21 protein-coding genes and 1 riboswitch are annotated in these 21,111 nt (G+C 70.0%); of the genes, 15 read left to right on the plus strand and 6 right to left on the minus strand.

Translation table 11 applies throughout. The features are described from left to right. Positions 1–148 precede the first annotated feature (148 nt). From BMZ82_RS20370 to gcvT, 4 genes are all read right to left on the minus strand, one after another. Positions 149–1,516 (minus strand): L-serine ammonia-lyase, encoded by a 1,368-nt coding sequence (locus BMZ82_RS20370; RefSeq protein WP_093777741.1) that lies wholly within the window; start codon positions 1,514–1,516, stop codon positions 149–151. Positions 1,517–1,638: 122 nt separating this feature from the next. Further along, positions 1,639–2,940 carry a serine hydroxymethyltransferase gene (gene glyA / locus BMZ82_RS20375; protein ID WP_093777743.1) on the minus strand — a complete coding sequence of 434 codons (1,302 nt, stop codon included), beginning with the start codon at positions 2,938–2,940 and terminating at the stop codon, positions 1,639–1,641. 14 nt (positions 2,941–2,954) lie between these two features. Next, positions 2,955–3,332 (minus strand): glycine cleavage system protein GcvH, encoded by a 378-nt coding sequence (gene gcvH, locus BMZ82_RS20380; protein ID WP_093777745.1) that lies wholly within the window; start codon positions 3,330–3,332, stop codon positions 2,955–2,957. Positions 3,333–3,532: 200 nt separating this feature from the next. Next, entirely contained in the window at positions 3,533–4,660 is a 1,128-nt protein-coding gene (gene gcvT / locus BMZ82_RS20385) for a glycine cleavage system aminomethyltransferase GcvT (protein ID WP_093777747.1), read from the minus strand. A gap of 155 nt (positions 4,661–4,815) precedes the next feature. Continuing rightward, positions 4,816–4,940: riboswitch (glycine riboswitch) on the minus strand. A gap of 198 nt (positions 4,941–5,138) precedes the next feature. Between gcvT and BMZ82_RS20390 the strand changes: the two genes are divergently transcribed. The 10 genes from BMZ82_RS20390 (at position 5,139) to BMZ82_RS20435 (ending at position 16,644) form a co-directional block, all read left to right on the plus strand. After that, positions 5,139–5,822: an AAA family ATPase gene (locus BMZ82_RS20390; protein WP_093777749.1), complete on the plus strand. Its 684-nt coding sequence runs from the start codon at positions 5,139–5,141 to the stop codon at positions 5,820–5,822. A 103-nt stretch (positions 5,823–5,925) separates the two neighbouring features. Then, on the plus strand, positions 5,926–6,732 hold the full coding sequence (locus tag BMZ82_RS20395) for an enhanced serine sensitivity protein SseB (protein WP_093777751.1): 807 nt from the start codon (positions 5,926–5,928) through the stop codon (positions 6,730–6,732). 210 nt (positions 6,733–6,942) lie between these two features. Continuing rightward, positions 6,943–7,719, plus strand: a complete 777-nt coding sequence (locus BMZ82_RS20400) for an enhanced serine sensitivity protein SseB C-terminal domain-containing protein (protein WP_093777753.1) — start codon at positions 6,943–6,945, stop codon at positions 7,717–7,719. A 377-nt stretch (positions 7,720–8,096) separates the two neighbouring features. Then, a complete protein-coding gene (locus BMZ82_RS20405) occupies positions 8,097–9,104 on the plus strand; it encodes an ABC transporter permease (RefSeq protein ID WP_093777755.1) in 1,008 nt (335 codons plus the stop codon). Between the two features lie 116 nt (positions 9,105–9,220). Then, positions 9,221–11,017 (plus strand): ABC transporter substrate-binding protein, encoded by a 1,797-nt coding sequence (locus tag BMZ82_RS20410; RefSeq protein ID WP_093777757.1) that lies wholly within the window; start codon positions 9,221–9,223, stop codon positions 11,015–11,017. 110 nt (positions 11,018–11,127) lie between these two features. Further along, positions 11,128–12,126, plus strand: coding sequence for an ABC transporter permease (locus BMZ82_RS20415; RefSeq protein ID WP_093777759.1), 999 nt, complete (start codon positions 11,128–11,130; stop codon positions 12,124–12,126). Then, complete coding sequence (locus tag BMZ82_RS20420) at positions 12,123–13,220, plus strand: ABC transporter ATP-binding protein (RefSeq protein WP_093777761.1); 1,098 nt, start codon at positions 12,123–12,125, stop codon at positions 13,218–13,220. The genes BMZ82_RS20415 and BMZ82_RS20420 overlap by 4 nt, the downstream gene beginning before the upstream one ends. After that, entirely contained in the window at positions 13,217–14,431 is a 1,215-nt protein-coding gene (locus BMZ82_RS20425; RefSeq protein ID WP_093777763.1) for an ABC transporter ATP-binding protein, read from the plus strand. The genes BMZ82_RS20420 and BMZ82_RS20425 overlap by 4 nt, the downstream gene beginning before the upstream one ends. A gap of 96 nt (positions 14,432–14,527) precedes the next feature. Continuing rightward, positions 14,528–15,931: a M1 family metallopeptidase gene (locus BMZ82_RS20430; protein WP_093777765.1), complete on the plus strand. Its 1,404-nt coding sequence runs from the start codon at positions 14,528–14,530 to the stop codon at positions 15,929–15,931. 56 nt (positions 15,932–15,987) lie between these two features. Next, positions 15,988–16,644 carry a trimeric intracellular cation channel family protein gene (locus tag BMZ82_RS20435; protein ID WP_093777767.1) on the plus strand — a complete coding sequence of 219 codons (657 nt, stop codon included), beginning with the start codon at positions 15,988–15,990 and terminating at the stop codon, positions 16,642–16,644. Here BMZ82_RS20435 and BMZ82_RS20440 read toward each other — a convergent pair. After that, positions 16,553–17,821 carry an alpha/beta hydrolase gene (locus tag BMZ82_RS20440; RefSeq protein WP_093777769.1) on the minus strand — a complete coding sequence of 423 codons (1,269 nt, stop codon included), beginning with the start codon at positions 17,819–17,821 and terminating at the stop codon, positions 16,553–16,555. The two genes, BMZ82_RS20435 and BMZ82_RS20440, sit on opposite strands and share 92 nt — an antisense overlap. A 177-nt stretch (positions 17,822–17,998) precedes the next feature. Here BMZ82_RS20440 and BMZ82_RS20445 point away from each other — a divergent pair, with 177 nt between their 5' ends. Further along, positions 17,999–18,859: a thioesterase family protein gene (locus BMZ82_RS20445; protein WP_093777771.1), complete on the plus strand. Its 861-nt coding sequence runs from the start codon at positions 17,999–18,001 to the stop codon at positions 18,857–18,859. A 215-nt stretch (positions 18,860–19,074) separates the two neighbouring features. Then, the gene (locus BMZ82_RS20450; RefSeq protein WP_093777773.1) at positions 19,075–19,470 is read left to right on the plus strand and encodes a hypothetical protein; all 396 of its coding nucleotides are present in this window, start codon (positions 19,075–19,077) and stop codon (positions 19,468–19,470) included. Between the two features lie 65 nt (positions 19,471–19,535). Here the strand turns inward: BMZ82_RS20450 and BMZ82_RS20455 are convergent, their stop codons facing one another. Beyond that, positions 19,536–20,162: a TetR family transcriptional regulator gene (locus tag BMZ82_RS20455; protein WP_093777775.1), complete on the minus strand. Its 627-nt coding sequence runs from the start codon at positions 20,160–20,162 to the stop codon at positions 19,536–19,538. A gap of 122 nt (positions 20,163–20,284) precedes the next feature. On the opposite strand from BMZ82_RS20455, the gene BMZ82_RS40770 reads away from it, so the two are divergent. The 3 genes from BMZ82_RS40770 to BMZ82_RS39515 all read left to right on the plus strand — a co-directional run. Further along, positions 20,285–20,452: a hypothetical protein gene (locus BMZ82_RS40770; protein WP_093777777.1), complete on the plus strand. Its 168-nt coding sequence runs from the start codon at positions 20,285–20,287 to the stop codon at positions 20,450–20,452. 75 nt (positions 20,453–20,527) lie between these two features. Next, positions 20,528–20,809: a DUF4190 domain-containing protein gene (locus tag BMZ82_RS20465; protein WP_093777779.1), complete on the plus strand. Its 282-nt coding sequence runs from the start codon at positions 20,528–20,530 to the stop codon at positions 20,807–20,809. Positions 20,810–20,945: 136 nt separating this feature from the next. Beyond that, positions 20,946–21,111, plus strand: a 166-nt coding sequence (locus BMZ82_RS39515; protein ID WP_143098882.1) for an aminotransferase class V-fold PLP-dependent enzyme, incomplete at its 3' end; no start/stop codon positions are given.

Here is a 21,111-nt window from a genome sequence, read left to right on the forward strand (position 1 = left end):
ATATTGGCCCGATGCCCTCTCTCCCAGCCTCGGAACCCATCTCAAGCCGGGGACATCCCAGGGAGTTTCCAGGGACTTCCCGCCGCGTAAGCAGGGAAGGCCCCGACAGCGCTGAAAGAAACGAACGCGCTGGTCAGGGCCCGTCCCGCTAGCACTCGATGATGTTCACCGCCAGCCCGCCCCGGGCCGTCTCCTTGTACTTGACGGACATGTCCGCGCCCGTTTCCTTCATCGTCTTGATGACCTTGTCCAGGGACACCTTGTGGGAGCCGTCGCCGCGCATGGCCATCTTCGCCGCCGTGACCGCCTTCACCGCGGCCATGCCGTTGCGTTCGATGCACGGGATCTGGACCAGGCCGCCGACCGGGTCGCAGGTCAGGCCGAGGTTGTGTTCCATGCCGATCTCGGCCGCGTTCTCGACCTGCTCGGGGCTGCCGCCCAGGACCTCGGCGAGTGCTCCCGCCGCCATCGAGCAGGCGGAGCCGACCTCGCCCTGGCAGCCGACCTCGGCGCCGGAGATGGAGGCGTTCTCCTTGAAGAGCATGCCGATCGCGCCGGCGGCGAGGAGGAAGCGGACGACGCCGTCCTCGTCGGCGCCCGGCACGAAGTTCATGTAGTAGTGCAGGACGGCCGGGATGATGCCGGCCGCGCCGTTCGTGGGGGCGGTGACGACCCGGCCGCCGGCCGCGTTCTCCTCGTTCACCGCCATCGCGTACAGCGTGATCCACTCCATGGAGTGCGCCAACGGGTCGCCCTCCGCCCGCAGTTGACGGGCCGTCATGGCCGCCCGGCGTCGGACGCGCAGGCCGCCCGGCAGGATGCCCTCGCGGGACATACCCCGGGACACACAGGACTGCATCACCCGCCAGATCTCCAGCAGCCCGGTGCGGATCTCGTCCTCCGTGCGCCAGGCACGCTCGTTCTCCAGCATCAGGGAGGAGATCGACAGGCCCGTCTCCTTCGCCAGGCGCAGCAGCTCGTCGCCCGTGCGGAAGGGGTACTTCAGGACCGTGTCGTCGAGCTTGATGCGGTCCGCGCCGACCGCGTCCTCGTCCACGACGAAGCCGCCGCCGACCGAGTAGTACGTCTTGGCGAACAGCTCCGTGCCCTGCGCGTCGTACGCCCACAGCGTCATGCCGTTCGCGTGGTACGGCAGGGCCTTGCGGCGGTGCAGGATCAGGTCGTCGTCGAAGGAGAACGGGATCTCGCGCTCGCCCAGGAGATTCAGCCGGCCGGCGGCCCTGATCTGCTCCACCCGCTCGTCCGCGCCCTCCACGTCCACCGTGCGCGGCGAAGCGCCCTCCAGGCCGAGCAGGACCGCCTTCACCGTGCCATGCCCGTGACCGGTCGCGCCGAGCGAGCCGTACAGCTCGCCGCGGGCCGACGCCACGGAGTCCAACAGGCCCTCGGCGCGCAGTCGCCGCGCGAACATGCGGGCGGCGCGCATCGGGCCGACCGTGTGGGAGCTGGACGGGCCGATGCCGATCGAGAACAGGTCGAAGACCGAGATGGCCACAATGACTCCTCAATACAGTCAATACAGGGTGGTGCGGGGGAGGGGTGCCCCACCCACGAGTGTGCGGGGCACCCCACAAAAGGGAACTACCTGAACTATGTGAACTACGTGACCTTTGCGGACTACTTGGTCAGGCCCGGGTACAGCGGGTGCTTGTCCGCCAGGGCGACGACCCGCGCCCTCAGACCATCCGCGTCGCGCGTCGCGTCGTACGACGGCTTGAGCACCGTCGCGATGACGTCCGCGACCTCCGCGAAGTCCTCGGCCGTGAAGCCGCGGGTCGCGAGCGCCGGGGTGCCGATCCGCAGCCCGGACGTCACCATCGGCGGGCGCGGGTCGTTCGGGACCGCGTTGCGGTTGACCGTGATGCCGACCGAGTGCAGCCGGTCCTCGGCCTGCTGCCCGTCCAGCTCGGACTCGCGCAGGTCGACGAGGAGCAGGTGCACGTCCGTGCCGCCCGACAGGACGTTCACGCCGGCCTCACGGGCGTCCGGCGCGGTCAGCCGCTCGGCGAGGATCTGCGCGCCGGCCACCGTGCGCCGCTGGCGCTCCTTGAACTCCTCCGAGGCGGCCACCTTGAAGGAGACCGCCTTCGCCGCGATCACGTGCTCCAGGGGACCGCCCTGGAAGCCCGGGAAGACGGACGAGTTCAGCTTCTTCGCGAAGTCCTTCTTGGCCAGGATGATGCCGCCGCGCGGGCCGCCCAGCGTCTTGTGGGTGGTGGACGTGACGACGTCCGCGTACGGGACCGGGTTCGGGTGCAGACCCGCCGCGACCAGGCCCGCGAAGTGCGCCATGTCGACCCACAGGTACGCGCCGACCTCGTCCGCGATCCGGCGGAACTCGGCGAAGTCCAACTGCCGCGGGTACGCCGACCAGCCCGCGATGATCACCTTGGGGCGGTTCTCCTTGGCGAGCCGCTCGACCTCGGCCATGTCGACCAGCCCGGCGTCGTCCACGTGGTACGCGACCACGTTGAACTGCTTGCCGGAGAAGTTCAGCCGCATCCCGTGGGTCAGATGGCCGCCGTGCGCCAGGTCCAGGCCGAGGATGGTGTCGCCGGGCTGGGCCAGCGCGAACAGCGCCGCCTGGTTGGCCGACGCGCCCGAGTGCGGCTGCACGTTGGCGTACTCGGCGCCGAACAGCTCCTTGATCCGGTCGATCGCGATCTGCTCGGCCACGTCGACATGCTCGCAGCCGCCGTAGTAACGGCGGCCCGGGTAGCCCTCGGCGTACTTGTTGGTCAGGACCGAGCCCTGCGCCTCCATGACCGCGAGCGGAGCGAAGTTCTCCGACGCGATCATCTCGAGCGTGGACTGCTGGCGGTGCAGCTCGGCGTCGAGCGCGGCGGCGATCTCCGGGTCGAGCTCGTGCAGGGGCGTGTTCAGAACGGACGGGACGGACGGTACAGACGGGACAGACATGCGTCTCCTGCTCCTCAGCCGGCGGTGTAGGCGGTGTACTCGTCGGCGGACAGCAGCTCCTGCTGCTCGCCCGCGACCCGTACCTTGAACAGCCACCCGCCCCCGAAGGGGGCGGAGTTCACCAGCGACGGGTCGTCGGCGACGTCCTGGTTGACCTCGACGATCTCGCCGTCGACCGGCGAGTACAGCTCGCTGACCGACTTGGTCGACTCCAGCTCACCGCAGGACTCGCCCGCGGTCACCGAGTCACCGGCCGCCGGAAGCTGCACGAACACCACGTCGCCGAGCGCGTTCGCCGCGTGCTCCGTGATGCCGACCGTCGCGACGCCGTCCTCGACGTCCGACAGCCACTCGTGCTCCTTGCTGTAGCGCAGGTGCTGGGGGTTGTTCATGGCCTGAATTCTCCTGTACGCGGGGAGTGCTGGTGAATGGGGGTCTACTGAAACCGTGCGTGAGCAGCGCGAAGGTGCGCAGAGTCACGCACGGGGGCGCGACTTCGGGGCGTGTCTTCGGCCCCGGTGTCCACGCCAGTGTCCACGCCAGTGTCCACGTCGGTGTCCACGTCGGTGTCGGCGTCAGTGTCTGTCAGTGTCTACTTCTGGCGCTTGTAGAAGGGCAGTGCCACGACCTCGTACGGCTCGTGGGTGCCCCGGATGTCCACGCCGACGCCCGTGGCGCCCGGCGCGGCGTGGGCCGCGTCGACGTACGCCATCGCGATCGGCTTTCCGAGGGTGGGGGAGGGGGCGCCGGAGGTGACCTCGCCGATCACCGCGCCGTCCGCGACGACCGCGAACCCCGCGCGCGGGACGCGACGGCCCTCGGCGACCAGCCCGACGAGGACGCGCGGGGGCTTCTCCGCGGCCCGGGAGGCCGCCGCGGCGAGCGCCTCGCGCCCCACGAAGTCGCCGTCCTTCCCGAACTTCACCACCCGGCCGAGCCCGGCGTCGAAGGGGGTGAGGGAGGTGCTCAGCTCGTGCCCGTACAGCGGCATGCCCGCCTCCAGGCGCAGCGTGTCCCGGCATGACAGCCCGCACGCGACCAGACCGACGCCCGCGCCCGCCTCGGTCAGCGCCTGCCACAGCTCGACGGCGTGCTCCGGCTTCACGAACAGCTCGAAGCCGTCCTCGCCGGTGTAGCCGGTGCGCGCGATGAGCGCGGGCACACCGGCGACGGCGCCGGGCAGACCGGCGTAGTACTTCAGGCCGACGAGGTCGGCGTCGGTGAGCGAGGCCAGGACGCCCGGGGCCTCGGGCCCCTGGACGGCGATCAGGGCGTAGGCGTCGCGGTCGTCGCGCACCTCGGCGTCGAAGCCGGCGGACCGCTCCACCAGGGCGTCCAGCACGACCTGCGCGTTCGAGGCGTTGGCGACGACCATGAACTCGGCGTCCGCGAGCCGGTACACGATCAGGTCGTCGAGGATGCCGCCGTCCCCGTCGCAGATCATGGTGTAGCGGGCCCGGCCCACGCCGACCGCCGCGAGGTCGCCGACCAGCGCGAAGTTCAGGAGGGCGGCCGCCTGCGGCCCGGTCACGGTGATCTCGCCCATGTGCGAGAGGTCGAAGAGCCCGGCCCGGGTACGGACGGCGTTGTGCTCGTCGCGCTCGGAGCCGTAGCGCAGGGGCATGTCCCAGCCGGCGAAGTCGGTCATGGTCGCGCCCAGCGCACGATGCACGGCGTCGAGGGCGGTATGACGCAGCGAAGTCGGGGTGTTACTGCTCATCGGACGGTCGTCTCCCAAGGCATGACGGCGAGGTCGGTCCTCCCCATCTGTCATCGGAACCTGAGAGGTTCGTCATGACGGCCCGTGCGACGGGGTCGGTCATGACTTGCACCTTGGGTGGAGCCACCGGAGGGTGACCCGCTTTTCAGATGTGCCTCGCCCGCGCGGTAACGGGGACCTGAGAGATTCAAGGGAGGGACTTGCTCCTTCGGCGCCCCGGCACAGCGATGCGATGGCGATGCAAGGCTGCTGCTGCCGAGGACTCTCCCGCGCGGATTCGAACGGCCGGTATGCAGTTGGCGCGGCCATCATCGCACGGGCCACCCCGATCGCGGCAGGCCACATCCGTAACGGGCCAGGCCGCATCTGTAACCGGCCTGTGTCGGTAACCGCACGAAATCGCGAGGCGCGACGCATTACCTTCTCTTTACGCTCGGTGGGGATGAGGACTACCTGACCCCAGGGGAGGACGATCACGGTGAACAGGACGACCACGGCCAGGACCACTGCATTCGCGACCGCTTCGGGACTCGCGCTGCCCGCGCAGCCCGGCGCCCCGACCCGGGAGGCGTGCGGCGCGCAGCCCGGGCCCGTCGTCCGCGACCTGCGCGAGCGGGCCGGCCGCAGCCCGCACGGCCTGCTCTTCGGCCCCCGCGACCTGGTCGTGGTCACCGGCCTGCCCGGCAGCGGCAAGTCCACGCTCATGAAGCGGGCCGTGAGCGGCGTCCGCATCGACTCCCAGGACACCCGCGACCGCTGGGACGCCCGCGCGCCCCGCTTCCTGCCCTACGCCCTCTACCGCCCCCTCGTCCGCCTCGCCCACTACGCCGGACTGCACCGCGCCCTGCGCGGCGGCGCGGGCGTCGTCGTGCACGACTGCGGTACGCAGACCTGGGTGCGCGACTGGCTGGCCCGCGAGGCCCGCCGCCGCGGCGGCACCCTCCACCTGCTCCTGCTCGACGTCGGCGCCGACACGGCCCTGGAGGGCCAGCGCGAGCGCGGCCGGGGCGTCTCGCGGTACGCGTTCCTGCGCCACCGGCACGCCGCCTCGCGGCTGCTGCGCTCGGTGGAGCAGGGCCGGCTGCCCGAGGGCTGCGGCTCGGCGGTCCTGCTCGACCGCGCCGCGGCCGACACCCTGCGCCGGATCGGTTTCACCGGCTGAGCACGGCGACCGGAGAACCGGCGGCTCGGGGACTGTCACCGGTACCCGCTAGCCTTCAGCCACAGCAGAGTGAAGTGAGCAGTTCTTAGCAGGCGGTAGGCAGATGGACTTCCCCCCGGCGGACTACCCGACGGACTTCTCCGCGGACTTCCCGGCGCAGGCGCACCCCCATTCGCACGGCGGATGGCCCGGCAACGAGCTGGAGGAGGTGCTCTCCGTCTCCCTCGGCGTGCCCGCGGCCGGCGGCCGGATCGTCGAGGTGCTCGGCCGCAGCTTCGTCTGGGTGCCGCTGCCGGGCGGCGGCGGCCCGCACAGCGGCCCCCTCGACCTGCCCACGCTGGACCTCGACGGCCAGGTCTACGTGCCGGTCTTCAGCTCCGAGGAGCAGTTCCGCCAGGTCGTCGGCTCGCACATGTCGTTCACGATCGCACCGGCCGTGGAGTTCGCCCGCGGGCTGCCCCCGCAGGTGGGGATCCTGGTGAACCCCGAGGGCATGGTCGGCATCCCGCTGCCGCCGCCGGCCGTGGCCGAGCTGTGCCGGGCGGGCCGCACTCCGCTGGACGGCCCCTCGGGCGGCGGCCGGGTCCGCCTCTACGAGCCCGACTGGCAGGACGACCCGGTGGACTTCCTCGCCGCGGCCTCGGCCGAGTTCGACGCCACGGGCGTGGTCCGCACGGCCCGCCGCTGCCTCGCCGCGATCGAGACGGCGGACCCGGTGATGTTCGTAGGAGTCGAACTCACCCAGTGGGAAGGCGACTTCCGCGCCCTCCCCCTGGAGGCCCTGGGCCGAGCCCTCAACACCACCCCACCCCCCTGGCCGGTCAACCTCGTCCTCCTGGACGTGACCCAGGACCCGGTAGCCGAATGGATGAGGGAAAGGGCCCGCCCCTTCTACACGAGCCTTCACTAGGCATCGGCCCGAGCGGCAGCCCACCCGAAGGGGCGCGGGGAACTGCGCGCCCAGCCACACTCAACTTGCATCCGCCGACGCACAATCAGCCCCGAGCTCTCAACGGCTCGGCCCAGCGGAGCGCCTAAGCTGGACCAGAACGCAGGGCAACTTCCGAAGGGGCGATAAAAAGTGAGCGCTGGCACTGCCGCGACCGGCTCGGTCGAGCACATGCTGCGCCAGGTCACGCCCGGGCGCTACGACGCCTACGAGGCGCTCCTGCGCGCCCTCGCGACCCCCGCCGCCGGCCGCCTCTGGATGCTCCTGTGGCACGGCCAGGCCGGCTCCCCGGACGCCCAGTACGGGAACATGGAGGTCGACGGCCACGGCTACGCCCCCTGCGTGACCTCCGCCCAGGAACTCAGCGCGAGCGGCTGGAACCGCTCGTACGAGGTGGTCGACGGAGTCGACGCGGCCCGCACCCTCTACCCCGACCACTACGGCCTGTGGCTGAACCCGCACGCCCCCGGCGGCGGCGTCGGCATCCCCTGGCTGGACCTGCGCCGCATCGCCACCGGTCTGGAACGCCAGCCGGCCGGCCCGCTGCGGCTGTCCGAGCCCGGCATCGAGATCCCGCAGTTCTACGCCCTGCTCGCGCAGAACGCCCACCGCACCTCGGCGGTCCGCGCCCTGCGCCGCGCCTGGGTGCAGCCCGCCCTGGGCGCCCCCTACCTGGCCCTCGGCCTCGACGTGTACGACTCCTCGCCGTCGGCCGTGGACGCCGTACGGGCGATGATGCAGCAGTCGATCGGCGCGGTGCCGGACGGGCTGCCGGTGTCGACGGTCGCCATGACCGACGAGTACGACCCGGTCGTGATGTGGATGCGCGCCAACGCCCGCCCCTTCTACGACCGCGAGGCCCACGCCCACGCCCACGCCCCGGCCCCGGCACCGGCCGCCCAGGCCCCCGTGGGCGGCTACGGCTACCCGCCCACCGGCCGCTACTGACGCCCGAGCCTCTCCCGCCCCTCCCACATCTCTCGCCTCTCCCGCACCTCCCGCCTCTCCCCGCTTCCCTGGTCTCCTACCGTGAAGTAGGTTTCAGATGTCTTCGCGCGTAGATAGCGGCGATTGATTCCGTTTCTGTCCTGTCTGGCCCGATTCGTTCGCGTCCGAGGGACGTTACCCGGCGTCCGGATAACGGAATCCTTCTACCCGCATCACGTTTACGCATCCATTCACGGCCAAGTCTGGCAACAGATCGCCAAAGCGTTGAAGACTCCCGCACCAGGGGGCTCGTCCCCCCTGCGTATTACGGACTGATCACGCCGCTACCGCGGCAAAGTGCGGGCCGGCTACCGCCGGTTGAGAGGGGTCCCTGCCAGATGACGGCACCATTGCACGAGCCGACCGCGGAAGCGGCCCCGAGCGCGGCCGAGGAAGCGGCGGTAGCAGCCGGCGACGCCAAGGCCGTACAGGGTCGTTCCCTGGGCCGGATCGCCTGGGAGCGCCTCAAGCGGGACAAGCTGGCCCTCACGGGCGGCGTCGTGGTGCTCTTCCTCGTCGTGATCGCGCTGTTCGCGCCGGTCATCACCGGGCTGCTCGGGCAGGACCCGAACGAGTACCACGAGAACCTCATCGACCCGCTGTTCGGTACCCCCACGGGTTCGTTGGGCGGTCTCAGCGGCGAGCATCTGCTCGGCGTCGAGCCGGTCAACGGCCGTGACATCTTCGCCCGCATCCTCTACGGCGCCCGGATCTCCCTGCTGGTCGGCTTCCTGTCCGCAGTGGTCGCCGTGATCCTCGGAACGGTGCTGGGCATCCTCGCCGGCTTCTTCGGCGGCTGGGTCGACTCCCTGATCAGCCGGGTGATGGACGGTCTGCTGGCGTTCCCGCAGCTTCTGTTCATCATCGCGCTGGTCTCCGTCATGCCGAACGACATGCTGGGCCTCACCGGCTCCAGCGTGCGCGTCTTCGTGATGATCCTGGTCATCGGCTTCTTCGGCTGGCCCTACATCGGACGCGTGGTGCGCGGCCAGACGCTCTCGCTGCGTGAGCGCGAGTACGTCGAAGCCGCCCGGTCGCTGGGCGCGGGACGGCTGTACATCCTGTTCAAGGAACTGCTGCCCAACCTCGTCGCCCCGATCGTCGTGTACACGACGATGATGATCCCCACCAACATCCTCACCGAGGCGGCGCTCAGCTTCCTGGGCGTCGGCGTCAAGCCGCCCACCGCCTCGTGGGGACAGATGCTCTCGAGCGCGATCGACTACTACGAGTCGGACCCCATGTACATGGTGGTCCCGGGTGTGGCGATCTTCATCACCGTGCTGGCCTTCAACCTCTTCGGCGACGGCATCCGGGACGCGCTGGACCCGAAGGCCTCCCGCTGACGGCCGACCGCCGAGCCGCTGACCTGCCCCATCACAGCACCCCAGCACCCCCAGCACCCCAACCGTCCCGTGGCCTCACACGGGGTATCTCTCATCTATCCGGAGGATCCGAGATCGTGACTACCCAACGCACCTCAGGGCGGCGGAAGCAGGCGTTCGCCGCTGCTGCCGCGGTCGCCGCGCTGCTGACCACGGCGGCGTGCGGCGGTGGCGGAGACGACAACAAGGGCTCGAGCACCGGCGCCGCCGGCTTCGACGCCGCGAACAACAAGGTCGCTCAGGCGTCGCTGGCCAAGAAGGGCGGCACCCTGAAGTTCGGTGCCGCGCAGGATGCCGACTCGTGGGACACCACGCGTGGTTACTACGGCATGATGTGGAACTTCGCCCGCTACTACAGCCGTCAGCTCGTCACGAACAAGGCCGAGCCGGGCGCCGCGGGCGCCGAGATCACCCCGGACCTCGCCACCTCGACCGCCAAGGTCACGGACGACGGCAAGACCTACACGTACACCCTGCGTGACGGCAGCACGTGGGAGGACGGCAAGCCGATCACGTCCAAGGACGTGAAGTACGGCATCGAGCGCGTGTGGGCGCAGGACGTGCTGTCCGGCGGTCCGACGTACCTGAAGGACGTGCTCGACCCGACCGGCGCGTACAAGGGCCCCTACAAGGACACCTCCGCGGACAAGCTGGGTCTGAAGGCGATCGACACGCCCGACGACAAGACCATCGTCTTCCACCTCCCGCAGGCCAACTCGGACTTCGAGGAGATGCTGGCCCTGGTCTCGGCCTCGCCGGTCCGCCAGGACATGGACACCAAGTCCAAGTACGGCCTGAAGCCGTTCTCCTCGGGCCCGTACAAGTTCGCGTCCTACGCCCCGGGCAAGGACCTGAAGCTGGTCCGCAACACCAACTGGAAGCAGGCCTCGGACCCGGTCCGCAAGGCCTACCCGGACCAGATCAGCATCCAGTTCTTCTCGGACGCCAACCAGCTCGACCAGCGTCTGATCAGCGGTGACCTGGACCTCGACCTGAACCAGACCGGCATGTCGCCGCAGGGCCGCACCACCGCCCTGAAGGAGCACAAGGCCAACCTGGACAACCCGGTCTCCGGCTACATCCGCTACGCGGTCTTCCCGCAGAGCGTGAAGCCGTTCGACAACATCGAGTGCCGCAAGGCCGTGATCTACGGCGCCGACCACGTGTCGCTGCAGACCGCCCGCGGCGGCCCGGTCGCCGGTGGCGACATCGGCACCAACATGCTGCCGCCGTCCGTCCCGGGCTCCGAGGGCCAGAAGTACGACCCGTACCAGATCTCCGGCGCCGACAAGAGCGGCAACGAGGCCAAGGCCAAGGCGGCTCTGAAGGCCTGCGGTCAGCCGAACGGCTTCAAGACCACCATCGCGGTGCGCAACAACAAGCCGGTCGAGGTGGCCACCGCCCAGTCCCTCCAGGCGTCGCTGAAGAAGATCGGCATCATCGCCGAGATCGACCAGTACGACGGCTCGCAGACCACCGGCATCATCGGCAGCCCCTCGAACGTGCAGAAGAAGGGCTACGGCATCATCATCATGGGCTGGGGTCCGGACTTCCCGTCCGTCCAGGGCTTCGGTCTGCCGCTGTGGAACAGCAAGTACATCGCGCAGAGCGGTAACAACAACTACGCGCTCATCAAGGACAAGACGATCGACGGCCTGTTCTCGTCGTACGTCACCACCCTGGACGACGCCGGCAAGACCAAGATCGCCACGGAGATCAACCACAAGGTGATGGAGGGCGCGTACTACCTGCCCTTCGTCTTCGAGCGGTTCCTCAACTGGCGCTCGGACAACCTGGCGAACGTCTACACCACCGACGGTTACAGCGGTCAGTACGACTTCGTCAACCTCGGTCTGAAGAACCCGAAGAAGTAGTCCCGGCACACCCGCCGAACGGCACGAAAGGCAGGTGAAGGCCGGCGCGGCGTGATCGCGGGCCACCGGAAGACCTCCGGTGGCCCGCGGTCCGCGGCGGGCCGAGAGCTGTGCTCGCTTATCTCATCAGGCGGTTGTTCGCCGCCGCAGTGATGCTCGTGGTCATCGTCATGGTGGTCTTCGGCATCTTCTTCCTCATCCCCAAGTGGGCCGGCGTCGACATCGCCTTGAGCTTCGTGGGCAAGCAGGCCGACCCGGCCGCGGTCGAGGGCGTGCGGGAGAAGCTGGGTCTGGGCGACCCGATCTACGCCCAGGTCTGGGAGTTCTTCAAGGGGATCTTCGCCGGGCGCACCTACACGGGCGGCGGCGACAGCATCCACTGTGCCGCTCCGTGCTTCGGCTACTCCTTCCGCAGTGAGCAGGCCGTCTGGCCGGTGCTGACCGACCGCTTCCCGGTGACCCTGGCCCTCGCGCTCGGCGCCGCCGTGCTGTGGCTGATCTTCGGTGTCTCGGCGGGTGTGCTCTCCGCGCTCAAGCGGGGCAGCCTGTGGGACCGCGGCGCGATGGTGATCGCGCTCTCGGGCGTCTCCCTCCCGATCTACTTCACCGGCATGCTCGCCCTGTCGGTCTTCGTCTACGGACTGAACCTGTTCGACGGGCAGTTCGTGCCCCTGGAGGACAGTCTCAGCGGCTGGTTCGGCGGGATGATCCTGCCGTGGGTCACCCTCGCCTTCCTGTACGCGGCCATGTACGCCCGCATCACCCGGGCCACCATGCTGGAGATCCTCGGCGAGGACTACATCCGCACCGCCCGCGCCAAGGGCCTCAAGGAGCAGACCGTCATCGGCAAGCACGCCATGCGCTCCACGATGACCCCGCTGCTGACCATGCTCGGGATGGACCTCGGCGCCCTCATCGGCGGCGCGATCCTCACCGAGACGGCGTTCAACCTGCCCGGTCTCGGCCAGGCGGTGCTCAACGCCATCAAGAACCAGGACCTGCCCATCATCCTGGGCGTCACCCTGATCACTTCCCTCGCGGTGCTCGTCGCCAACCTCGTGGTGGACATCCTGTACGCCGTGATCGACCCCCGAGTGAGGCTCTCGTGACCGAACTCAGCAAGAGCGGAGCGGCCGTGGGCGAGCCCACCCCCGCCTCGCCCGCGCCGACCTCCTTCCTCGAAGTGCGCGACCTCAAGGTGCACTTCCCGACCGACGACGGCCTGGTCAAGTCCGTCGACGGGCTCAGCTTCCAGTTGGAGAAGGGCAAGACCCTCGGCATCGTGGGCGAGTCCGGCTCCGGCAAGTCGGTGACCTCGCTCGGCATCATGGGCCTGCACACCGCCGGCCAGTACGGCAAGCGCAAGGCGCAGATCTCCGGCGAGATCTGGCTCGACGGCACCGAGCTGCTGTCCGCCGACCCGGACCACGTGCGCAAGCTGCGCGGCCGGCAGATGGCGATGATCTTCCAGGACCCGCTGTCGGCGCTGCACCCGTACTACACGATCGGCCAGCAGATCGTGGAGGCGTACCGGATCCACCACCCCGTCGACAAGAAGACCGCCAAGCGCCGTGCGGTCGAGATGCTCGACCGGGTCGGCATCCCGCAGCCCGACAAGCGCGCCGACAGCTACCCGCACGAGTTCTCCGGCGGTATGCGCCAGCGCGCGATGATCGCGATGTCGCTGGTCAACAACCCCGAGCTGCTGATCGCGGACGAGCCGACGACCGCCCTGGACGTGACCGTCCAGGCGCAGATCCTCGACCTCATCCGGGACCTGCAGAAGGAGTTCGGCTCCGCGGTCGTCGTCATCACCCACGACCTGGGCGTCGTCGCCGAACTCGCCGACGACATCCTGGTGATGTACGGCGGGCGCTGCGTCGAGCGGGGTCCGGCCGACAAGGTGTTCTACGAGCCCCGGCACCCCTACACCTGGGGGCTGCTCGGCTCGATGCCGCGGCTGGACCGTGAGCAGCAGGAGCGCCTGATCCCGGTCAAGGGCTCGCCGCCCTCGCTGATCAACATCCCGTCCGGCTGCGCCTTCAACCCGCGCTGCCCGTACGCGGACCTCCCGAAGGACAACGTGACCCGCACCGTCCGGCCCGAGCTGGCCGAGGTCGGCAGCCGGCACTGGGCCGCCTGCCACCTGGGCACGGAGCAGCGGGAGCGGATCTGGACCGAAGAGATTGCGCCGAAGCTGTGAGTGACGACGAGAAAGCGGTGAACATTCCCGCGCAGGCCGACGCTCCGACGGAGCAGGGCGCGACCCTCACGAAGGACGCCGCCCCCGGCGAGGTCCTGCTGAAGGTCACCGGGCTGCAGAAGCACTTCCCGATCAAGAAGGGCCTGCTCCAGCGGCAGGTCGGCGCGGTGCACGCGGTCGACGGCATCGACTTCGAGGTCCGCGCCGGTGAGACCCTCGGCGTCGTGGGCGAGTCCGGCTGCGGCAAGTCCACGATGGGCCGGCTGATCACCCGGCTGCTCGAACCGACCGCCGGCAAGGTCGAGTTCCAGGGCAAGGACATCACGCACCTCGGGGTGAGCGGCATGCGTCCGCTGCGCCGCGACGTGCAGATGATCTTCCAGGACCCGTACTCGTCGCTGAACCCGCGCCACACCATCGGCACGATCATCGGCGCTCCCTTCAAGCTCCAGGGCGTCGAGCCCGAGGGCGGCATCAAGAAGGAAGTGCAGCGGCTGCTGTCGGTCGTGGGGCTCAACCCCGAGCACTACAACCGCTACCCGCACGAGTTCTCCGGCGGTCAGCGCCAGCGCATCGGCATCGCCCGCGCGCTCGCCCTGAACCCGAAGCTGGTCGTGGCCGACGAGCCGGTCTCGGCGCTGGACGTGTCGATCCAGGCGCAGGTCGTCAACCTGCTGGACGACCTCCAGCAGGAGCTCGGCCTGACGTACGTGATCATCGCGCACGACCTCTCGGTCGTCCGGCACGTCTCGGACCGGATCGCGGTGATGTACCTCGGCAAGATCGTGGAGCTGGCCGACCGCGACCTGCTCTACAAGACGCCGATGCACCCGTACACCAAGGCGCTCATGTCCGCGGTGCCGATCCCGGACCCGCGGCGCAGGAACGCCAAGAGCGACCGGATCCTGCTCAAGGGCGACGTGCCCTCGCCGATCTCCCCGCCGAGCGGCTGCCGTTTCCACACCCGGTGCTGGAAGGCGACGGAGATCTGCAAGACGACCGAGCCGGCGCTCGTGGAGCTGCGGCCCGGCCAGCAGGTCGCCTGCCACCACCCGGAGAACTTCGCGGACCAGGCCCCGCAGGACACCGTCCTGCTGACCGCCGCGAAGGAGGCGGCGGAACTGGTGCCGGACGAGATCCTCGCGGAGCCGACCGCCGGCGACAGCGACGGTGACGGTGACGGCGACAGCCAGGAGTCAACCGGCACGTAACGCATGACGAGTTGGCAAAGTCATGCACATGCCCGAACGGGAGAGCGCAGGGTCGTCCGTGTCCGACTGATCGGCACACGCTCGAAGGGACGACCCATGGCACTCTCCCGTTCGGCACGTTTACCGGCGCGTTTAGGGGCCCTCGCGACAGCGGCGGCCTCTTTTCTCGTCATCGCCGCCGCCCCCGCCCCCACCCCCGGCGCGGACGGCATCGGCGACACCTACTTCCCGCAGCTCGGCAACGGCGGCTTCGACGCCCGCCATTACGACCTGAGCGTCGCCTACGACCCGGACACCGACCGCCTCGACGGCCGTACGACGCTCACCGCCCGCGCCACCCAGAACCTGTCGTCCTTCGATCTGGACCTGCAGAAACTGGAGGTCACCCGGGTCGAAGTGGACGGCAGACGCGCGCAGTTCAGCCGCGTCGGCGACGAGATCCGGATCACCCCGCGCGACGCGCTGCGCAAGGGCCGCACCTTCGAGGTCGCCGTCACCTACGGCGGCGTCCCCGAACCCCTGGGCGGACCCATCGTGTTCGGTTCCGACTACGGGTGGATGAAGACCGCCGACGGCGTCTTCGTCGCCTGCGAGCCCAACGCCGCCTCCACCTGGTTCCCCTCCAGCGACCACCCCTCCGACAAGGCCACCTACGACATCCGGATCAAGGCCCCCAAGGGCCTCACCGGCGTCTCCAACGGCCGGCTGGTCTCGACGTACGACAAGGGCGACTCGACGTACACGCACTGGCGCGAGTCGAAGCCGATGGCGACCTACCTCGCGACCGCCACGATCGGGAAGTTCGACGTCCGGACCGGGACGACCCCCGGCGGCACCCCGATCTACGTCGCCATCGACCCGGTCCTCGCGAACAGCAACAACGTCGACGTGTACGCCGTCACGGCCGCCGCCACCGACTACTGGTCGCAGGTCTTCGGCCCGTACCCCTTCGAGGAGACCGGCGCGATCGTCGACGACATGCCGGAGGCCGGGTTCTCGCTGGAGGTGCAGTCCAAGCCGGTGTACTCGGCCGTCCGCAGCGAGACGACGATCGTCCACGAGCTGGCCCACCAGTGGTTCGGCGACTCGGTGTCGGTGGCACACTGGAAGGACATCTGGCTCAACGAGGGCTTCGCCACCTACGCCCAGTGGCTGTGGGCCGAGCACCAGGGCACCCAGTCCGCGCACGCCTCCTTCCTGGCCGGCTACAACGCCCGCCCGGCCGACAGTGCCTTCTGGCAGACGCCCGTCGGCGACCCGCAGCGCGACACCATGTTCGCCTCCGCCGTCTACCAGCGCGGCGCGATGACCCTCCAGATGCTGCGCGAGCGCATCGGCGACGCCGCCTTCTTCAAGCTGCTCCCCACCTGGACCAGGCTGCACCGCTACGGCAACGCGGACACCGCCGACTTCGTCCGCCTCGCCGAGCAGATCTCCGGGCAGCAGCTCGACGACCTCTTCCACACCTGGCTGTTCACCACAGGGAAACCGTCCCTGTAAGGGCGTACGGCCTGGCTTTGTAAGGTCCATGGCTTTCGCCGGGTGACAATGTAAGGGTGTTCCAGCAAATATTCAGCCCCTCCGTCCAGCACACGCTCGACCTCGCCGGCATCTTCGTGTTCGCCATCTCCGGCGCGCTGCTGGCCGTACGCAAGAACTTCGACGTGTTCGGCATCGCCATGCTCGCCGAGGTCACCGCGCTGGGCGGAGGGCTGTTCCGGGACCTGGTCATCGGGGCGGTGCCCCCGGCCGCTTTCACCGACCTGGGGTACTTTCTCACCCCGCTGCTCGCCGCCCTGCTGGTCGTCTTCCTCCACCCTCAGGTGGAGCGCATCCAGACGGGCGTGAACGTCTTCGACGCGGCCGGCCTCGGCCTGTTCTGCGTCACGGGCACCACGAAGGCGTACTCCCACGGGCTCGGCCTCACCGCCTCGGCCGCCCTGGGGATGGCGACCGCCGTCGGCGGCGGCGTGCTGCGCGACGTGCTCGCCAACGAGGTGCCCTCGCTGCTGCGCTGGGACCGCGACCTGTACGCGGTCCCGGCGATCGTCGGCGCCACCATGGTGGTGCTGTGCATCCGCTACGACGTGCTCACGCCGCTGGCCAGCGGGGTGGCCGCGGTCACCGCTTCCGTTCTGCGGTTGCTCGCGATGCGCTTCCACTGGCGAGCGCCGCGTGCCTGGAACCGTCGTTCGACGGTCCGGGAGGAGTAGTCCCCTTCCCCTTGCCCTTCCCGTGGCCGCCGCCTGCGCTGCCGCCGCTCGCGCCCTGCTGGCCGAGCTGGGTCGTCAGCCAGCGGAACGCCGGCACCACCTGCGGCCGCCACAGCGCCATGGTGTGGCCGCCCGCGCTGCTCGGGATGTAGACGACGTGCACGCTCGTCGGCGCCTTCGCCTCCTTCCGGAGGGCGAGGGCCGCCTCGTAGCCGTCGTGCGGCTGGCCGGAGAGGTAGAGCGCCACCGGCGGCGGCACGGCCGCCTTGCCCAGCAGCAGGTACGGGTTGTTCGCCCGGCGCAGCTCCGGGTCCTGGGCGGCGAGCGAGTTGTGCTCGATCATCGGGTCGCTGTACCCGGACAGGCTCACCGCCGCCCGGTAGCGGTCGGGGTGGGCGACGGCGAGCTTGGCCGCGCAGTGCCCGCCCGCCGAGTACCCGGCGACCGCCCAGCCCTTGGGCGCGGACTGGACCCGGAAGTTGTCCTTGACCATCCGCGGCACGTCGATGCTCAGCCAGGTGTCGGCGTTGACGGTGCCCGGCACGTTGGCGCAGCCGGTGTCCACGCCCGGCAGCAGCGTGGTGCGCGGCGCGACCAGGATGAACGGCGCGACCTGGCCCGAGCGCATCAGCGGCGCCAGTTGCTCGTGCACGTGCAGCGTCCCGTACCAGGACTTCGCGGAGCCCGGATAGCCCGGCAGCAGCTCGACGACGGGGAAGGCGCGGTGCGCGTAGGCCGGCTCGTTGTACTGCGGCGGCAGCCAGACGTAGACCTCGGCGTTCACGCCGGAGACCCGGCCCTGGAGGTCGGTGACGCGCACCCCGCCGGCCGCGTTCAGGCCCGGCCCTTGAGCCGGGACGAACTTCTGCGTGACCTTGGGCAGTCGGTCCAGCGCGATCCCGCCGGTGCCGTCGACGCCCAGGTCGGCGGCCTGCTGTACATGGGTACCGGTGCCCAGCAGGTCGGCCCAGGTGTCGTACAGGCCGTTGGAGTTGTTGACCACGACGAACACCAGGGCGACGGCCGTGCCCTGCGCGAACATCAGCATCAGTACCCGGCCCGCGGCGCGCAGGATCCGCGGCCCGCGCAGCCGCGACCACGCCAGCAGCGGCAGCGCGACGGCGACGACGGACAGCGCGATCAGGGTGTAGAGGAACGGAGTCCCGGTGAGGCTCATGTCCTTGCAGAGGGGAAAACGGGCGTCGAGGTTACGGCCGATTTCGGACCCTTACCAAGAAATGGCAGGACTCTCAAGGGAACCTCAAGAAAATCTTATGTCAGGGGTGCCCCGTGGGAGCCCTGCGCCACGATGGAAAGCTACCGCTTAGTAATGACCTGTTGTACCGTTCGGGTCATGCCAGAAGCAGCGACCACGGCAGCCCGGCGGGCCACCATCGGCGACAGCGAGTTCGACCGCGACACCGCGCTCACCCGGCGCGCGCCCGGCGTCTACGACATCGACCTCTCGGCCGGCTGGACGATCATCAGCGCCGTCAACGGCGGCTACCTCCTCGCCGTCCTCGGCCGCGCGCTCGCGGACGCCCTGCCGCACCGCGACCCGTTCACGATCTCGGCGCACTACCTCACCGCCTCCCGGCCCGGCCCCGCGGTCGTCCGCACGGACGTCGTCCGCACCGGCCGCACCCTGTCCACCGGGCAGGCCTCCCTCTTCCAGTACGACGAGGACGGCGTCGAGGTCGAGCGGATCCGCGTCCTCGCCTCCTACGGCGACCTCGGGGCGCTCCCCGACGACGTCCGGACGGCGGCGCAGCCCCCGGCGCTGCCGCCCCTCGACCAGTGCTTCGGCCCCGAGGACGGACCGGTGCCGGTCGACGGCAGCTCCGCCATCGTCGACCGGCTGCTGCTCAAGCTGGACCCCGCCACGCTCGGCTGGGCGCTCGGACAGCCCTCGGGCAAGGGCGAGATGCGCGCCTGGTTCGGCCTGAAGGACGGCCGCGACTCCGACCCGCTCGCCCTCCTGCTCGCCGTGGACGCCCTGCCGCCCACCGCCTTCGAGATCGGCCTGAGCGGCTGGGTCCCCACGGTCGAACTGACCGTCCACGTCCGCTGCCGCCCGGCCCCCGGCCCGCTCCGCGTCTCCATCACCACCCGCAACCTCGCGGGCGGCTTCCTGGAGGAGGACGCCGAGGTCTGGGACAGCGCGGACCGACTGGTCGCGCAGTCACGGCAGTTGGCGCGGGTCAGGCTCGACTGACCGGGGCTCCGGGCCCGGCGGCGGCCTCTTCTGTCACGGAGCTGTACCAGCCCGCCCACCGGGCCTTTTGGGTGAACTCCCAGGTCAGCGAGGTTTCTTGAGGGGTGCTTGACCTGATTGACAGGCCGGGCACAGAGGGGGCTCAAGGAAGCCCTAAGCGCCGTTGGTTGAGTTCCTGCCTCAGGCCTTCCTCACCGTCCCTGGAGCTGTTTCTCATGAAGCGTGCCGTGATGCCCGTCCGTCTCGTCCCCGCGGTGGCGCTGCTGGCGCTCTCGCCCCTCGCCCTGGTGGCCTGCGGCTCGGGCGACTCCTCGTCCTCCTCCTCGAACAGCGGCACGTCGAGCCAGCAGTCCTGCTCGCCGCCGTCCGGCAACGCCTCGGGCATGCCCAGCGGAGCGCCCTCGGGAGCGCCCACGGGTGCTCCTTCGGGTGCGCCGACCGGTGCCGCTTCCGGGCAGCCGACGGGTGCTCCGACCGGTGTCCCGTCCGGCGCCCCGAGCGGCGGTCCCGGCGGCGGCGGTCAGGGCGGCCCCGGCGGCGGCCAGGGCGGCGGCGGGTGCGGCGGCGGCCAGAGCGGCGGCCAGGGGCAGCAGGCGCAGCAGCAGGGCTGATCGGCGGGTTCACCGACAGGGGCGGCGCACCGGGTTTCCCGGTGCGCCGCCCCTCTTGTCTCCGTTCAGTCCAGCCAGTGGTGGCGGCCGATGCTGATGAGCCGCATCTGATGGGTCGCGCGCCGGCTGATCCGCTCCCGTTCCTCCGGTGAGGCCTCCAGGGACTCCAGGAACAGCGAGGCCGTGATGAGCATCTGGTCGACGTAGAGGTGCGAGAGCATCAGCAGGTCGTCGTCGCTCCAGCCCTTCGCCTGCGCGTCCTTGGCCAGCTCGGCCTTCACCTCCTCGGCGAACCGGCCCAGTTGCTCCCGGATCGCCTCCCGCACCGGCTGGACCCCGCCGTGCCGCTCGCGGGCGATGAAACGGACGTGCGCGGGCTGGGCGTTCACATGGCCGGCGATCAACTCGACGGCCCGCGTGATGCGTTCCTCGCCGGTGTCGGCCGTGGTCACGGTGGTCCGGATCATCGGGTGCAGGCTGCCCAGCGCCTCTTCGACGAGGGCCACGCCCAGATCCGCGGTCGAGCGGAAGTGCCGGTAGAAGGCGGTGGGTGCGACACCGACGGCGCGGGTGACCTCGCGCAGGCCCAGGCTGCTCAGGCTCTGCTCCTCCAGCAGGCCCAACGCCGCGTCCAGCAGCGCCTGCCGGGTCTTCTGCTTCTGGGCCTGCCTGATGCCGAAGGTGTGACTCATGTCATCCAGTTAACAACTGTTCTCCGTAATTGGAAAGTCGTGCGGAGCGTTAGACTTCAAAGTCAGTGAACAAGTGTTACTACAACTGTTCACCCAGACTTTACGGAGGGGGATCCGATCCCATGCTGTTCCTCGTCGCCGCACTGCTGCTGCTCGGTGTCGTCATGGGCACCGTCGCCCACGCGCCGTTCGCCTTCACCGTCGTCGTCGCCGCCGTGATCGCCGCCTGGCTCGGCATCTTCGCGCTCCGCGAGCGCCACGACCGCCGCCGCCAGACCCCGACCCACTGACCGCGACCCACCGACCGCCGCCCGTTCATCGACGGAACCGACGGAACCCACGGAACCGACAGGAGCTGAGCGACCATGCAATTCACCGCCCCGGCAACCCGCCCCACCGCCACCCGCCCCACCGGCGTCCGGGACGCCGACGGCATGGCCGTCGCGTCCTTCATCCTGGGCCTCCTGGGCCTGCTCGTCCTCAATCTCTTCCTGGGCCCGATCGCCATCGCCCTGGCCTCGGTCGCCCTCTGGCGGCGCACGGCCCGCCCCGGCCGCGCCTACCTCGGCCTGGCCCTGGGCATCGCCGACCTCCTGGTCCTGGCGGCCTTCATCCAGGCGGACTCGACGATCTCCTGGAGCTTCTGACCGACCGCGGGCCGACCGCGGGCCGACCGCGGGCCGACCGCGGGCCGACCGCGGGCCGACCGCGGGCCGACCGCGGGCCGACCGCGGGCACCTTGAGGCGAGGCCGACTACCCGGCCCCGTAGAATCGTCGCCACCATGGCATACCTCGACCACGCCGCGACGACCCCGATGCTTCCCGAGGCGGTCGAGGCACTCACCGCGCACCTGGGCATCACCGGCAACGCCTCCTCCCTCCACGCAGCCGGCCGCCGGGCCCGCCGCACGGTCGAGGAAGCCCGTGAGACCCTCGCCGAAGCGCTCG

Source organism: Streptomyces sp. yr375 (genome assembly GCF_900110755.1).
GTDB lineage: Bacteria > Actinomycetota > Actinomycetes > Streptomycetales > Streptomycetaceae > Streptomyces.

Bases quoted from the DNA above. Each gene is read 5' to 3' on its own strand.
- glyA (WP_093777743.1), bottom strand. From the start codon at position 2,940: ATGTCTGTCCCGTCTGTACCGTCCGTCCCGTCCGTTCTGAACACGCCC.
- gcvH (WP_093777745.1), bottom strand. From the start codon at position 3,332: ATGAACAACCCCCAGCACCTGCGCTACAGCAAGGAGCACGAGTGGCTG.
- gcvT (WP_093777747.1), bottom strand. From the start codon at position 4,660: ATGAGCAGTAACACCCCGACTTCGCTGCGTCATACCGCCCTCGACGCC.
- BMZ82_RS20395 (WP_093777751.1), top strand. From the start codon at position 5,926: ATGGACTTCCCCCCGGCGGACTACCCGACGGACTTCTCCGCGGACTTC.
- BMZ82_RS20400 (WP_093777753.1), top strand. From the start codon at position 6,943: ATGCTGCGCCAGGTCACGCCCGGGCGCTACGACGCCTACGAGGCGCTC.
- BMZ82_RS20405 (WP_093777755.1), top strand. From the start codon at position 8,097: ATGACGGCACCATTGCACGAGCCGACCGCGGAAGCGGCCCCGAGCGCG.
- BMZ82_RS20430 (WP_093777765.1), top strand. From the start codon at position 14,528: ATGGCACTCTCCCGTTCGGCACGTTTACCGGCGCGTTTAGGGGCCCTC.
- BMZ82_RS20440 (WP_093777769.1), bottom strand. From the start codon at position 17,821: ATGAGCCTCACCGGGACTCCGTTCCTCTACACCCTGATCGCGCTGTCC.
- BMZ82_RS20445 (WP_093777771.1), top strand. From the start codon at position 17,999: ATGCCAGAAGCAGCGACCACGGCAGCCCGGCGGGCCACCATCGGCGAC.
- BMZ82_RS20450 (WP_093777773.1), top strand. From the start codon at position 19,075: ATGAAGCGTGCCGTGATGCCCGTCCGTCTCGTCCCCGCGGTGGCGCTG.
- BMZ82_RS20455 (WP_093777775.1), bottom strand. From the start codon at position 20,162: ATGAGTCACACCTTCGGCATCAGGCAGGCCCAGAAGCAGAAGACCCGG.
- BMZ82_RS40770 (WP_093777777.1), top strand. From the start codon at position 20,285: ATGCTGTTCCTCGTCGCCGCACTGCTGCTGCTCGGTGTCGTCATGGGC.
- BMZ82_RS20465 (WP_093777779.1), top strand. From the start codon at position 20,528: ATGCAATTCACCGCCCCGGCAACCCGCCCCACCGCCACCCGCCCCACC.